The sequence below is a fragment of the Paenibacillus sediminis genome, from assembly GCF_017873765.1.
GTDB lineage: Bacteria > Bacillota > Bacilli > Paenibacillales > Paenibacillaceae > Paenibacillus_AG > Paenibacillus_AG sediminis.
In genome coordinates this window covers 177,645-192,439 of sequence record NZ_JAGGKP010000005.1, presented here as the reverse complement: position 1 = coordinate 192,439, position 14,795 = coordinate 177,645, and the positions used below count along the sequence as shown (strand labels likewise).

Sequence of the window (14,795 nt, the reverse complement as noted above, 5' to 3'; positions counted from 1 at the left end):
CAATAAAAAGAATAGCTGCTACAAACAAAATGCGGGCTAAGTTCTTCAAACAAGGTTCCTCCTCTTATACGATGCTGGCACCGATCACAAAAGATAATGAAACCGAAATAATCATGGCAATAAAACCGACGGCTCGATTATCTTTGGCGATTTCATCATCGATGCGAAATACCGGTGTTACAAATTCAAAAAGGAAGTATGCGACAAGTAATAACAAGAAGCCAAGGGAAGACCATATCATTGTATCATAGACCGACTCCTTTGCTTCGATGCAAAATCGGATCACATTACAAATGCCGAACATTTTACCCCCGGTAGCCATGGCAACAGCCATATTGCCTTTCTTAATTTCTTTCCAGCAATTGTACTTTGTCACGAGCTCGAATAAATATAGAAAAATAATAAGCTCTAATATAGCCACCGAAAAGTAACCGATGATCATCCCTAAAGGAGTCGCGAGCAGCGGATCTATGGAACCTTTCACGTGTCATTCCCCTTCCATCATTTGAGTTCAGCAACGGTAACGCCGGTACCGCCCTCACCGTAGTTGCCAGATCGATAACTTTTTATATGTTTATGCTTACGGAGATAATCTTGAATACCCGATCGCAATATCCCCGTTCCTTTACCGTGAATGATGTAGATTTGTCCCAAATTAGAAAGGAATGCTTCGTCAATGAAACGATCCACTTTAATAAGCGCTTCTTCTAAATTATCTCCGCGCAAATCAAGCTCTGTACGAACATTGTCATCTCTCGTACGTTTTACACTTGTTACATGACGCTGAATCGTCTGTTCAGCTTTAGGTTTGTTAACGAGCTCTAAATCATCGAGGCTTACTTTCATTTTCATAATGCCTAACTGAACAACCGCTTCACTCGAACCAGCCATTTCAACGACATGACCTTTTTGATTTAGGCTGTACACCATAACCTCATCACCAGGTTCAATGTTACGCGGTTGATTTTGAGATTTACGAGACTGAGATTTCTTGCGCCCCTTCGGCTCTGCATCTTCAAGCTTCTTGCGAGCAGCAATCAGCTTATGTTCCTTCACAGAGGCCCCTTCCTCCGCTGCCAGTTTACGAAGTTCGCTAATAATCGTCTCCGCTTCGCTGCGCGCTTTAGCAACAATTTCTCTTGCCTCCGCTTCAGCGCGTTCAAGCCATTTTTCTCGCTGCTGCTCCAGCTTCGCCAGCTCACGTTCATGCTGACTGCGAAGCATTTCCATCTCTCTGCGAAGCTTCTCAGCTTCGCTGCGCTCTACTTCTGCGCTTAAACGATTCTCTTCAAGTGAAGCAATCATATGCTCAACACGTTGATCCTCTTCCTTCAATTCACCGCGAGCAAATTCCAAAATTCGCTCCGGCAAGCCTAGACGCTGTGCGATTGCAAATGCGTTGCTTCGTCCAGGAACGCCCACAAGCAATCGGTAGGTTGGACTAAGCGTATTAATATCAAACTCCATGCTGGCATTTATGATGCCTTCTCGTTCATATGCATAAGCCTTAAGCTCACTATAATGTGTCGTCGCTACCATACGGCAGCCGAGGCTATGAATATGCTCCAATATCGCAATCGCTAGCGCAGAACCTTCTGATGGATCCGTACCGGCTCCAACTTCGTCTAGAAGGATCAAGCTCTTCGGCGTCATTTCACGTAAGATGCGAATAATATTGGTCATATGACTTGAGAACGTACTGAGGTTCTGTTCAATACTTTGCTCATCTCCGATATCCGCAAATATCGAATCGAACACACACATTTGGCTTTCGTCTTCTGCTGGAATAAACAGCCCTGACATCGCCATTAATGCGAGCAAACCGATCGTTTTCAGCGTAACGGTTTTACCGCCTGTATTCGGACCTGTCACAATAATCGAAGTATAGGAATCACCAAGCTCCACGTCAATGGGCACGACTTTATCCATTGGAATGAGCGGATGCCGGCCTTTTTTCAGTCTCAAAAATCCTCGGTCGTTCATTACAGGCAGTGTCGCCTTCATCTCTCGCGCAAGCCGGGCTTTTGCAAAAATAAAATCGAGATCTGCAAGCACATCCACATCAAACTGCAGCAATTCAGTCTGTTCACCAGTTAACGCCGTTAACTTCTGCAAAATGATTTCAATTTCACGTTCTTCTCTAATCCGAAGTTCACGCAGCTTATTGTTCATCGTAACAATCGATTCAGGTTCGATAAAGAGCGTCGCTCCTGAACCCGATTGATCATGCACAATACCGCCAAAATAGGAACGGTACTCCGCTTTTACTGGGATTACAAACCGATCGCCCCTTATGGTGATCAGCTGATCTTGCAACATTTTGGAGACAGAGGTAGAACGAATCATCGACTCCAGTTTTTCACGAATACGCACTTCTCCAGTACGTAGTTCACGGCGAATTTGTGCCAGCTCTGGACTTGCAGAGTCCATCACTTCAGCATTTTCATCGATACAAGCTTTAATCGCATCTTCAAGCGCTTTCTGGTCGCTAAGCTGCTCCGTGCGGTCTGCCAGCTGCTTCACAGGATGCTCTTCATGGACATTCTCAATGAATCGTTTTAGACGTCGTCCTCCAGAAATGGTCGTTGCGATCCCGAGAAGCTCATGAGGATTTAGTAGTCCGCCAATTCGCGCTCTTTGCAGAGAAGCGGTAATGTCAACAATTCCACTGAACGGCGGCGCACCTTTTAACCGATCTACCGCAAACGCTTCATCAGTCGCCTGCAGCATCAATTTCACATGTTCCAAATCGGCGGCAGGACGGAGCTTTTCTACAGCCCGTTTGCCAAGTGATGTCTGAGCATAGTTCGATAATGTATTTAAAATTTTATAATATTCAAGGGTATGCAGTATTTTGTCGTCCAAGGACTTTCACAACTCCTCTCAGATATGACTTTATTATAACGAAAGCGTAAAGATTTCGCCATTTCAGAACATTTTCGCACATAAGATCTACAGGATATGTACAAAATAATCATTGCTAACACTTGCATCCATTGATTAGGAGGTAACAACATGCGGTTTCTTGGCCACATCGTGCGATTTATTGTTTCAGCTCTAGTCTTGTTAGTTGTCGGTTGGCTCGTTCCTCAATTCAGCATAGGCGGATTTTGGAACGCGTTCATTCTGGCACTTGTCATTGCGCTCTTCGGATGGGTTATCGAAGGCATCTTCGGTAAGAGAGTAACCCCATTTGGACGAGGTATCGTCGGGTTTATAACGAGCGCATTAGTCATATGGTTAGCCCAATTTGTGGTGGGTGGTGTAAGAGCATCGTTCATTGGGGCACTGCTTGCAGCTCTGGTGATCGGTATTATTGACCTGTTCATCCCTGTGGCTACACCATTCAATGCAGCAAAAGACACCGACAAGAGATAGACGTACAGACAGACCAAAAACAATATTTGCACTTTATACCTCCCGTCGCCTTAAGTCAGGCGGGAGGTATTTATTTTATATACATATAATTTCACGAATCATTCAAATCGCTAACATCCATAGGGCTTTTTTTTGAGTTATGATTAAAGGTGACCTTGTTTTATCATATTTTATTTTATACTAGGGGGGATTAACGATGAAAAAAAGTATTGCACTCCTTATCTCTATTTTATTGATGTCGATACTTGCCGCCTGCGGAGGTGGAACAAATTCAGCAGACCAGGAAGCAGAGAATATTACAGCTAAGGATAAACTGGTCATCAAAGCCACTAACTACGAATTTGACAAAAAAGAATATCATATAAAGAAAGACGTTCCCGTACAAATCGTACTTGAAAATGTGAGCGGAAACCACGGCATTCTCGTTCCAGGATTAAAGCTTCAGCTGGATTCCAAGCACAGCTCTAAAGTCATCGTACCAAAACAAGCAGGCGAATATGAGATGGCTTGCTCTGTATTTTGCGGCAGCGGCCACACCGGCATGATTGCTAAAATTGTAGTAGACGAATAAACAATAACAGCCTCCGGCAATCGTTGCCGGAGGCTTATTTATTACTTAACCTTGATCCTGCTCTATAAGCTCGATCCACTCATTATATTCCGTTTGCAATTTGGTATATTCCTCTTGAAGTCGGACGAGCTCTTTCTCCGTTTCCTTCGCTTTCTCCAGCTCCATTTCCCGCTCCACCTGCTGCATTCGATACTGATGAGAGAGAACTTCGAATTGCTCAGCAATTTCATCATACTTCTTCGCAATTTGCTCTTGCTCTGATCTGAGCCTGTCCGTTTCAGTCTGAAGACGTTCCTGTTCAAGCAATAGACTATCCTTCGCCTCAGCAGTTACGGCACATTCCTGACGCCAACTTGCAATTTCCTCCTGAAGCTTCCGCTCTGCGGCTTGCCAAGCGGATTCCTGCTCTGCAAGCTGCTCCATCCATTCTTGCTGTTCAGACTCCATCTTCTTCAATCGTTCTAATGTTTCAGCTTCGCGTTCAAGCGCTTCTTGATAACGTTTCTCGAGCTTATCATATTGCTGCTGTGCCGACTCGATTTCTTGTCTTGTTTGAAGCAATGACTGCCTTGCATTCTCCATTTGCTCCTTCACAAAGCTAAGCTCGTCATGGGCGATTTTCAGTCCGTTCTCAAGCGTTTCATTTTGTTCTGCTGCTTCTATAATTTGCAGTTCAAGCTCACCGATCTCCTGTTTCTGCTTATCGACTAGCTCCCGCCATGTGATATCGTTGTTCGTTAGCTGCTCTATTTCAGCCTTCAGCTTGTCCTCTCTGTCATGAACTTCTTGCAGCACCTGCTCTAGCTTACGATGTTTGTGCTCAGCAGCTTGATTCTCTTCACGAAGCTTGCTGATCTCCGCATTTAGTGCAGCCACTTGTTCTTTCAACTGACGCTCTGCAGCTTTGGCTGCTTCTTCCCGTTTTAATTGCTCCTTCTGCTGTTCAGTGAGCTGACTGTTCTGCCGCTTCGCATTTGCAAGCTCTTGTTCCGTAGACCGCAGCTTCGTCTGCAACTGATTGTTGCTTGCCCGCAGCTCGGACAGTTGTTTCTCCAGCTCCCCAATACGGCGATTATTGTTCTGATCTTGCAGAGACTGCTCCCCAATCTGATTCTGAGCAGCTAACAGCTTCGTTTGCAGTTCCTTGTTTTCATTCTGAAGCTGCTTTTGATCTTCCTGCAATTTCTGATACATTTCGTGCTGCTTGGATTGAAGGGATTGCATCACGCCGAGTTCGGATCTAAGTTCAGCTCTCTCACGATCCAATTGCTTGATTTCATTTTGCAGATCGCTCACTTTAATAGCTTCTTCCGCCATATGAACAGCCGCTAGAACAGCGATACGAGACATATCAAGATGCGAATGGCTTTTTGCAATGGCATGCATTCGCTCATCTACAAAGCGAGCCACTTGTTTCATATATTCGGAACTGCTGCCTACAAGTTTATAGGAAGTGCCGTAGATTTCTACTGAGACACGAGTACGATCAGGCGTAGTCACTATGCGTGCCCTCCTTCATTGATGTGTTCATTCTATGGTGTCATATTTGTAAAAAAGCCACATCGAATCTAAATCCAACTACTAGATTCGATGTGACCGTGTGGATTTCCTGCTATTTTCTCAATTCTGCATTAAAAGTTTGCTCAAGGGATGCAACAACCTTATCGTGAAGAGCTGTAATTTCCTCATCCGTGAACGTACGTTCTTTATGACGATAGACAAGAGCAATCGCTATACTCTTCTTATCTTCACCCAGCTTGCTTCCAGTATAAACGTCAAACACCTTCACTGACTCGAGCCATTCGCCAGCCGCTTCACGAATCGTATCCATCAGCGCACCAGCCTCTACATCTCGAGCGACAACTACAGCAATATCACGTTCAACTGCCGGGAAGCGAGGCAATTCACGATATACGATATGTTTGTCTGTATGATCATAAATTGGAGCTAGCTTCAATTCTGCAACATAAGTGTCATTAATACTGTATTCCTGCTGTAATTGCGGGTGCAATTGACCAATAGTACCAATGAACTGTTTACCTGCTGCTGTGTGCAAATAAATTGATGCAGACCGTCCAGGGTGATATCCAGCCGGAGCATTCGCTTCATACGTAATTTGATTAGAAAGCCCTAAATACTGGAATACACTTTCGAGTGCACCTTTTAGATCGAAAAAGTCTACTTTCTCAGCTGTTACATTCCACTGCTTCTCAGTACGATTGCCTGTCAGCAAAAGGCTAAGAACAGGAACTTCTTGAGGCTGTTTGGTTAGTACCTCTTCATCTGTGGCGAACACACTGCCAATTTCGAACAATGCCAAGTCTTCTTGCTTACGATTGATATTGTACAATGCAATTTCAATCAGCTGCGGGATGATACTCGTACGAAGTACACTGCGGTCTTCACTCATCGGCATCGCGAGCTTCACAGGACGGCTGCCGTCAGCTAATGAAGTGAACGTTTCCGTCTGTTTCGGATGCGTGAACGAGTAGCTAATCACTTCTTGCCATCCACCATGGGTTAGCAGCGTGCGAATTTCACGGCGCAAAAACTGTGATTTCGTATAAGCACCTGGTGTCGTAGGACCTTCGATGGCTGTCGTCGGAATATTATCGTAGCCGTACAAACGAGCTATTTCTTCAATCAAATCCACATCCTGCGTAATATCACCGCGGCGTGTCGGTACACGAACTTCTATCACACGATCAGTAGTTTCAGCGCATTTGAAATGAAGACGAGCAAAAATACTCTTCACTTCAAGCGTTGTTAGGTTAGTTCCAAGGTATGCGTTCAATTTGTCCATAGACAGCTCTATAACTCGATCCTTCGCTTGTTCGTTGACAGATTCTACGATACCTTGATGAACTGCACCGCCAGCAAGCTTAGCAATGAGCGCTGCTGCGCGGTTAAGTGCAGGTATAACAGACTGCGGATCGACCTCTTTCTCAAAGCGAAGGCTTGCTTCAGAGCGAAGACCAAGCTGACGTGACGTTCTACGCACTGTGCCGCCATCGAATTTAGCTGATTCGAGCAATATGTTTACTGTATTCTCAGAGACTTCCGAGTTAGCTCCGCCCATCACACCAGCGAGTGCTACAGGCTTCACGCCATCTGTAATAACCAGCATTTGAGGGGTAAGCTTACGCTCTTGTCCATCCAAAGTGACGAGCGTTTCACCTTCTTTAGCAAGTCTTACTTCAATATGACCGTTCGCTAGCCTATCAGCGTCAAAGGCATGAAGCGGCTGCCCATATTCAAGCATGACATAGTTTGTAATATCGACAATGTTATTAATCGGGCGAACGCCTGCAGCCATTAACCGATTTTGCATCCATAGCGGAGAAGGCGCAATCTTCACTCCTGTAATATAACGAGCAGCATAATGGCTGCAATAGTCTGTATCGACAATATTAACCGATATGTGATTTTTCGCAAAGTTGGTAATTTCAACCAAATCTTTCTCTGGATTTGGCAAATTGACGTCACGTCTTAGAATTGCGCTTACTTCATAAGCTGCACCAATCATGCTTAAGCAATCTGAACGGTTCGGTGTTAAGTCGAACTCAAGCACTTGATCATCAAGTCCAAGCACTTCCTCGATCGGTGTACCAATTTGCGTGTCCTCTGGCAGCACAAGAATGCCTTCTTGCTGTTCTTTCGGAAGAAGCTTCTCGTTTAATCCAAGCTCCTTAGCAGAGCAGATCATCCCATGGGAAGCTACGCCGCGCAGTTTAGCTTTTTTAATTTCAAGACCGCCAGGCATCACTGCCCCTACGAGCGCAACAGGAACCTTTTGTCCTGCATCCACATTTTTTGCACCGCACACAATTTGCAGGTCCTCGCCTTGGCCCGCATCGACGATGCAGACGTTCAGCTTATCCGCATCCGGGTGTTTTTCTTTACTTTTCACGTAACCAACAACGACATTAGAAACTCCTTTATTTCTGTTCTCAATGACGTCGATTTCAATACCCGCACGAGTAATTTGTTCTGCCAATTCTTCTGCCTTTACATTGTCTAAAGAAATATAATCAGCCAACCACTGGGTTGATACTTTCATGAGAGTGTCACTTCCTTTTCTTTCACCAAATTATAGACGTGCAAATTGCTTCAGGAAACGCATATCGTTGCTATAGAAATGACGAATATCGTCAATGCCGTATTTCAAAATAGCGATCCGCTCTACGCCCATACCGAACGCGAAGCCGCTGTATTCTTGTGGATCATAACCGCCCATTTCGAGCACCTTCGGTTGAACCATACCGCAGCCCAAAATTTCAAGCCAGCCCGTATGTTTACACATCCGGCAGCCATCTCCGCCGCATTGTACACAAGTAACGTCGACTTCAGCGCTTGGCTCTGTGAACGGGAAGAAGCTTGGACGAAGGCGAATTTGTGTCTTCGGTCCGAACATCTCTTGCACAAATTGCTGCAGTGTCCCTTTAAGGTCGCTCATCCGAATGTTTTTGCCAATGACCAGACCTTCGATTTGATTGAACTGGAAGGAGTGCGTCGCATCATCATCATCGCGGCGGTACACTTTACCAGGGCAAATCACCTTGACAGGAACTTCGCCTTTCATTGCTTCCATTGTACGAACTTGAACTGGCGAAGTATGTGTGCGCATAAGGAGTTCTTCAGTAATGTAGAAAGAATCCTGCATATCTCGAGCTGGGTGGTTCTTCGGCAGATTGAGCGCCTCAAAGTTGTAGTAGTCCATTTCTACTTCAGGGCCTTCTGCAACACGATATCCCATGCCGAGGAAAATCTCCTCAATTTCACCAATGACTTTGTTCAGCGGGTGTACTCCGCCTTGACGGAGAGGACGACCTGGCAGTGTAACGTCAACCTTTTCCGCTTGCAGACGTTTCTCCGTCTCCTGTTGAAGGAAGAATTGCTGCTTCTCATCAATAATTTGTTCAATCGCGCTTCGCACTTCATTGGCAACCTGGCCGATAATCGGGCGTTCTTCAGCGCTTAAAGCTCCCATCCCTCTCAAAATTTCAGTGAGGGCACCCTTTTTACCTAAATATTTGACACGCAGGTCGTTCAGCGTTTGCGGATCGGATACATCCTTGAGCTGAGCAAGCGCCTCGCTTTTCAATGATTCCAAACGTTCTTTCATGGAATATAAGCCTCCCTTTAGTAACCTATAATCAAACAAAAAAGGCCTTTTCTCCCGAAAGGGACGAAAAGACCGTGGTACCACCCTTGTTAGAGTCAAATGCATTAGCACTCTACTCTCACTTATTTCGATGTAACGGATCGTAACCGGTATCCTCTACTTAAAGCCGAACACGACATTGTTCAAGGAACTGCTCAGGAGCGAACTTCGGCAGCCTGGTTCTGTAGAGACACTCTCAATCTATGGCATCTCCTCCCTGTAAAGAAGCACTGCTTACTCTTCTCCGTCAATGCATTTGGAGTTCAATATTCGATATGTGCTATTATATGCAAAGTTCGTCGTAATGGCAAGTCGTGCATATAAGAGAATTTAGGTCGCTTAAGGTTAGAGAGTCTCAAGCTCTTTGCGCAGCTTCCGTATTTGTAATAGACGTTCTGCATTCTCTTCTTCTGTTCCGTCATCCCTACTAAGCAGACATGATAACTCCCATTCTAAGTGAACACGCCTATTATCTTGATCTGCATCGTGTATTGCTCTGCCGCCTCGACGAGCCAGATGCTCTTCCTCTTCCTGCACAGTACCTTCAAATATTCGCGGCGCCTGTCCCTGTTCCAATGTCAGCAATCGAGTGGAAAGTTTGCGCACTAATGTGCGGTCATGAGAGATGACGACAAGTGCTCCAGGGTATGCTTCAAGCGCATCCTCAATCACTTCACAAGTGTTCACGTCCAAATAGTTGGTCGGCTCATCAAGCACAAGCAGATTCGCTCCGCTGAATAACAATTGGAGGAACGCCGCTCTGCACTTCTCACCCATACTTAAATCTCCGATGGTCTTATAAACATCTTCCCGTGAAAATAAAAAACAGCCAAGAATCGTTCTTGCGTGCGTCTGCGTCATGTCAGGCAGCCTCAGCAAACTGTCCAGCAATGTCGTCTCTTCATCCAGCTCTTCGAGCTCTTGTGAGAAGTACCCGATTTTCAATTCAGGGTGGTGCCATATCTTACCTTCTTGAGGTATTAATTTCTTCATAAACAGCTTTACGAAAGTCGTTTTCCCTGCTCCGTTCGGTCCTCTAACAGCGAGTCTATCTCCTCGTGAGAGCCATAGGTCCATTCGATGAAACAGCGGCTTCGCTTCTTTAAATCCGAATGTCACCTTTTCCATCCGTATCAGAGTACGAGCGGCAAAGTTTCCTTCATCCAGCTGCATCTTCAGCTTAAGATCGTCTCTCGGCTTTTGAACACTGACCGCTTCAAGCCGCTCTAGTTCTTTTTGCTTTGCGTGATACCTCGAAATATTTTTCTTCGCCTTCGCTTTATAGAAACTGGTTGTAATCTTTACTTCATTATTTTGGGATGCATTACGATCCGCTTTATTAAACCACTGCTGATATCGTCTTATAGACTCCTCCAACGCTTCTCGCGCAAGCTGCTGTTTCTTGTAAAGCGTCTCCTGCTCGCGAAGTTCCCGCTCCTTCTCCCTGCGGTAGTCTGTATAGCCGCCTTTATATTTCTTCGCTCCATCTGCCTTCAGTTCAACGATGCCTGTTGCAACCTGGTCTAGAAAAGTACGGTCATGAGATACGAAGAGCACCGTTCCGTCATAGCTTGTAAGCCACTTTTCCAACCATAGAATACTCGCTTCGTCCAAATGATTGGTCGGCTCATCTAACAGCAGAAACTTAGGACGCCTTACGAGAATAGAGGCGAGACGAACGCGCGTCTTCTGACCGCCGCTTAGCTGCGCAAAAGGAAGAGACCATAAGTCCGGTCCGATATTCAGCATTGTTAAATGCTTCTCAAGTTCGAACTCCCACTGAAACCCTCCCAGACCTTCGTATCGATCCATCCATGTTCCGTATTCTTCAAGCATCTCTTCGCCTTGCTCAGACGATGAGCTTCCTAGCTCCGCTTCTAATACTCGAAGTTTGCGTTTGATCTCCCACAGTTCTCCGCTGTTATGTCCTGCCGCTTCAAGCACAGTAAAATCTCTTAGCTCGATATCAGAAGTTTGCTGCATATATCCCCAATCTGCAAGCGGCAAACGTCGTTCCACCAAACCGTCTGAAGGCTCCGTTTCACCAACTAATATTTCGAACAAGGTTGTTTTTCCAGCACCGTTTGCTCCAAAAACGGCAAGCCGCTCCCCTGCATTAATTTCAAAATAAACATCTTCAAATACTCGTTTGCCATTCCATTCTTTCGCCAAATCGTTAACCCGTACAATAGTCGTCATGAAATCACCCTTTCTTTTGTGAAACAAAAAAACCGCAGGCATAGGAGCCTGCGGCGGGTATTGTTCAAACAGAATATGAGATGTCTACGAAAATTGATATGGCAAAACAAGATAAGCAGATTTTGGGTAAAACCCACGATCCAGCCATATATCCCAATTTACGAATTTAGACACACCTATCCTCTTTCTCTACGCGCCGCAGAGACTGCCTGCTTCACTTACATGCAGTTATTTAGAGAATAGATGGTTTACTTCATTGGACGATATATACCTCTCGATCATTGGAATGAATGTAACGAATCACATTATAACAGAAACGATTCCAGAAAGGAAGTATTATACAATTATTATCTTATGTTATTCAGCTTTCACAAGGATTTTAACTTGGTTCTTCTCTTTCAGGAGCGCTTCAAATCCTTCTTGGACAATATTATCCAGTTTAATCCGTTTCGTTACGAGTTTATCGGCTGGAAAATACCCTTGCTTCATAAGCTGAAGCACAGCTGGAAAGACGTCACGGTACCCAATAATACCAATGACCGACCGTTCCTTCATGACGATTTGATTGGGTTTAACGGAAGCTTCGTTCTCCCAAATGCTGACGATGACCGTCTCGCCCTCAAATTTAGTCGCATCAATACTTTGCTGAAGTACGGCAGGAACACCTGTCACTTCAAAGGAGACATCTGCTCCTCCGTCCGTAAGACGATGAATCTCTGCGACTACGTCCACCTTGGAAGGATCCAGAACAACAGCTCCGAGTTCTTCCGCTTTCTCTCGGCGCTCAGGCGAAAGTTCTACCGCATAAATTTCCGCGGCACCCGCAGCTTTGAGCGCTTCGATCAGCAGAAGTCCAATTGGACCAGCGCCGAATACTACAGCTTTATCCCCAGCTTTCAGTTTACTTAAACGCACCGCATGAAGAGCCACTGCCGCAGGTTCAACGAGAGCTCCTTGTTCATAAGACAGATCGTCCGGTAAAATATGCACCATATGTTCATCAACCACTGTATATTCGGCAAATCCGCCGCCACCGCCTGATAATCCATGGAAGCCCATTTTTTCACAAAGATTGTACTTCCCTTTATGACATGCAGAGCATTCACCACAAGTGAGAATCGGTTCAACAACAACTCGGGTCCCAGGTTTTACACGGGTAACTCCTTCTCCAACTTCAACAACTTGTCCAGAAAACTCATGTCCCATCACAATCGGCGCTTTATCTCTGCTTAGTGGATGCGGTTCATTTTTAGGAATGAAAATAGGTCCAGCCACATACTCATGCAAATCGCTCCCGCATATTCCAGCCCACTCCACCTTAATTTTCACTTTCCCCTTACCAATGACAGGTTCCTCAATTTGCTCCACTCGTAAATCTCTCACATTGTGCCAACGAACAGCTTTCATAATTTCTCCCTCCTAAGTTGTATTAAGAAGATATTAAAGAAATAATTGGTGCTGAATTCATTGTATGAGATATCTTATTTATTAAATATGATAAAAGTCACTGCAAAACAAAAAAGAGCCTTGAATATTCTCAAGGCTCATTACGCTTATGTATGGAGCGGGTGATGGGAATCGAACCCACGCTACCAGCTTGGAAGGCTGGAGTTCTACCATTGAACTACACCCGCATTAAATTGAATGGTCGGGACGACACGATTTGAACATGCGACCCCCTGGTCCCAAACCAGGTGCTCTACCAAGCTGAGCTACGTCCCGATTTCTAAAAATGTCTTTATCCTCTCATGAGGACAAAAATAAATATACCACGTACAATTTGTGTTTGCAACTGGAAGTTTGTTACAACGTTATTCTACAAGGAGTGGTATGCAATTTCAACTGTAAATCTGGAGTTCATGGTATAATTTTCTTATAAATGATAAATGAACATTAGGAGAGTGAATGAATGTATGATCATTTCAACGACAGAAAATCTTCCAAATTATGAAATTACCGAGGTGCTAGGAACTACTTTTGGAGTCGTTGTAAGAGCAAGAGGAATCGGCGGGGACATTATGGCATCCTTGAAAGGATTAGTCGGAGGGGAAGTCAAGCAATATACGCAGATGATTGAGGATGCCCGCAAACAAGCCATCGATAGAATGACGCAAAATGCACATGCAATGGGTGGTAACGCAATTGTGATGATGCGCTTTGACAGCGGTGATATCGGCAATAACATGAGTGAAATCGTTGCTTATGGAACAGTCGTTAAAGCAAGGCCGCGCGGATAATATGAACTTCGTGATCGGATATTTTGGTCTGCAAATCGTTGGTTTCTTAATCCTGTTATGGATTAGCTGGCGTTTCTTTGACCGTCGTTATCGCAGTAAGGAAGATCCCAATCAGCTTCCTGGGAGCGATTTTATCCGTACGAGCGAAATTTGTATTGATTCAAAAGACGGCATTAAATATCAAGTGTATTACAACCCTGCAACAGGTGAACGTAAATATATTCGCGTTGGTAAATGATAAAGAAAGCACCGTTCTAATGAACGGTGCTCTTCTAATTACTTCTTCTTATTAAAATTAACTTCAGGTGTCGTCAATTTATCGTAGAAATCGACGACCTTGTCTTTGTCTTCTTCTGAAGCCCGAAGTGCCATTGCAGAACGGGGATGCTCATCAAGCGTTCCAGTAATCATATAAGGAATTAAGTATCCCCACTCTTCTTTCTCACGAAGCGGAATCATTAGATTCTCCAAAATTTCGAGAATTGGACGAAGATGATATTTCGAATTTTTCAAATGAGTGACCAATAGCTCTGTTGGACAGTTGCCTGCTGCTCGTCCCATTCCGTAAACTGAAGCATCCAGCAGTTCAACACCATTTTCTGCTGCTACTAGTGTATTAGCGAATGCCAGCTGCATGTTGTTGTGTGTATGAACACCGAGACGTTTGTTAGGAAGATGCGTCTTGAACTTATCGATTAAATGACGGAAGTCATTGTTGTCAAGGCTGCCGTAAGAGTCAACAATGTACACCACATCTACCACACTGTCTTTAATGAGTTCAAAAGCTTCTAAGAGCTCATGATCCATGACATTGGAGAGCGCCATAATGTTAAGTGTTGTTTCATAACCGCGATCATGGAACACTTGAACAAGCTGCAGCGCTTTGTCTACATCTTTTATGTAACAAGCCACGCGAATGAGATCGAGCATGCTTTCACTCCGCGGTAAAATGTCGTTTTCATCAACTCGTCCAACATCAACTAGCGCCGATAGCTTCGTATTTCCTTTTTGCGGAATCACTTTTCTTAAAAAATCGTCGTTCAGAAAACGCCATGGTCCTGCACTATCTGCACCTTTTAGAAGTTTAGGGGAGTTTTTATACCCGATTTCCATATAATCGACGCCAGCTTCGTTTAAACCAGCGTATAGTTGTTGTACAAATTCGATACTGAAGTCCCAATTGTTGACGAGTCCTCCATCACGTATCGTGCAGTCAACAATTTTGCATTGATTCGATTTCATTTTG

At 44.7% G+C, this 14,795-nt stretch carries 12 protein-coding genes, 2 tRNA genes and 1 other annotated feature; of the genes, 4 read left to right on the top strand and 10 right to left on the bottom strand.

What is annotated here, in order from left to right; all coding sequences use genetic code 11:
* Positions 1–64: 64 nt before the first annotated feature.
* Together J2Z20_RS11955 and J2Z20_RS11950 are read right to left on the bottom strand one after the other, a co-directional pair.
* On the bottom strand, positions 65–484 hold the full coding sequence (locus tag J2Z20_RS11955; protein WP_342454303.1) for a DUF350 domain-containing protein: 420 nt from the start codon (positions 482–484) through the stop codon (positions 65–67).
* A 17-nt stretch (positions 485–501) separates the two neighbouring features.
* Positions 502–2,865 (bottom strand): endonuclease MutS2, encoded by a 2,364-nt coding sequence (locus J2Z20_RS11950; RefSeq protein WP_209850218.1) that lies wholly within the window; start codon positions 2,863–2,865, stop codon positions 502–504.
* 150 nt (positions 2,866–3,015) lie between these two features.
* Here J2Z20_RS11950 and J2Z20_RS11945 point away from each other — a divergent pair, with 150 nt between their 5' ends.
* Together J2Z20_RS11945 and J2Z20_RS11940 are read left to right on the top strand one after the other, a co-directional pair.
* Positions 3,016–3,378 carry a phage holin family protein gene (locus J2Z20_RS11945; protein ID WP_209850215.1) on the top strand — a complete coding sequence of 121 codons (363 nt, stop codon included), beginning with the start codon at positions 3,016–3,018 and terminating at the stop codon, positions 3,376–3,378.
* 196 nt (positions 3,379–3,574) lie between these two features.
* Positions 3,575–3,949: a cupredoxin domain-containing protein gene (locus J2Z20_RS11940; RefSeq protein WP_209850212.1), complete on the top strand. Its 375-nt coding sequence runs from the start codon at positions 3,575–3,577 to the stop codon at positions 3,947–3,949.
* Between the two features lie 45 nt (positions 3,950–3,994).
* Here J2Z20_RS11940 and J2Z20_RS11935 read toward each other — a convergent pair whose 3' ends face one another.
* The 7 genes from J2Z20_RS11935 to J2Z20_RS11905 all read right to left on the bottom strand — a co-directional run bounded on the left by J2Z20_RS11935 (position 3,995) and on the right by J2Z20_RS11905 (position 13,034).
* A complete protein-coding gene (locus tag J2Z20_RS11935) occupies positions 3,995–5,449 on the bottom strand; it encodes a hypothetical protein (RefSeq protein WP_209850209.1) in 1,455 nt (484 codons plus the stop codon).
* Between the two features lie 112 nt (positions 5,450–5,561).
* Positions 5,562–8,009, bottom strand: a complete 2,448-nt coding sequence (gene pheT / locus J2Z20_RS11930; RefSeq protein WP_209850206.1) for a phenylalanine--tRNA ligase subunit beta — start codon at positions 8,007–8,009, stop codon at positions 5,562–5,564.
* Between the two features lie 30 nt (positions 8,010–8,039).
* A complete protein-coding gene (pheS, locus tag J2Z20_RS11925; protein ID WP_209850203.1) occupies positions 8,040–9,074 on the bottom strand; it encodes a phenylalanine--tRNA ligase subunit alpha in 1,035 nt (344 codons plus the stop codon).
* Positions 9,075–9,130: 56 nt separating this feature from the next.
* Positions 9,131–9,373, bottom strand: a binding site (T-box leader).
* 85 nt (positions 9,374–9,458) lie between these two features.
* The gene (gene abc-f, locus J2Z20_RS11920) at positions 9,459–11,312 is read right to left on the bottom strand and encodes a ribosomal protection-like ABC-F family protein (RefSeq protein ID WP_209850200.1); all 1,854 of its coding nucleotides are present in this window, start codon (positions 11,310–11,312) and stop codon (positions 9,459–9,461) included.
* A 357-nt stretch (positions 11,313–11,669) separates the two neighbouring features.
* A complete protein-coding gene (locus J2Z20_RS11915) occupies positions 11,670–12,719 on the bottom strand; it encodes a 2,3-butanediol dehydrogenase (protein ID WP_209850197.1) in 1,050 nt (349 codons plus the stop codon).
* A 153-nt stretch (positions 12,720–12,872) separates the two neighbouring features.
* Positions 12,873–12,946: transfer RNA gene (locus tag J2Z20_RS11910), tRNA-Gly, on the bottom strand.
* 11 nt (positions 12,947–12,957) lie between these two features.
* Positions 12,958–13,034 (bottom strand) — tRNA-Pro (locus J2Z20_RS11905).
* 191 nt (positions 13,035–13,225) lie between these two features.
* On the opposite strand from J2Z20_RS11905, the gene J2Z20_RS11900 reads away from it, so the two are divergent.
* Entirely contained in the window at positions 13,226–13,549 is a 324-nt protein-coding gene (locus J2Z20_RS11900) for a YbjQ family protein (protein WP_209850194.1), read from the top strand.
* Complete coding sequence (locus tag J2Z20_RS11895; RefSeq protein ID WP_245252279.1) at positions 13,515–13,787, top strand: HD family phosphohydrolase; 273 nt, start codon at positions 13,515–13,517, stop codon at positions 13,785–13,787. Before J2Z20_RS11900 ends, J2Z20_RS11895 begins: the two co-directional genes overlap by 35 nt.
* 38 nt (positions 13,788–13,825) lie before the next feature.
* On the opposite strand, the gene J2Z20_RS11890 is transcribed toward J2Z20_RS11895, so the two are convergent.
* Entirely contained in the window at positions 13,826–14,791 is a 966-nt protein-coding gene (locus tag J2Z20_RS11890) for an aldolase catalytic domain-containing protein (RefSeq protein WP_209850191.1), read from the bottom strand.
* Positions 14,792–14,795: the final 4 nt, after the last annotated feature.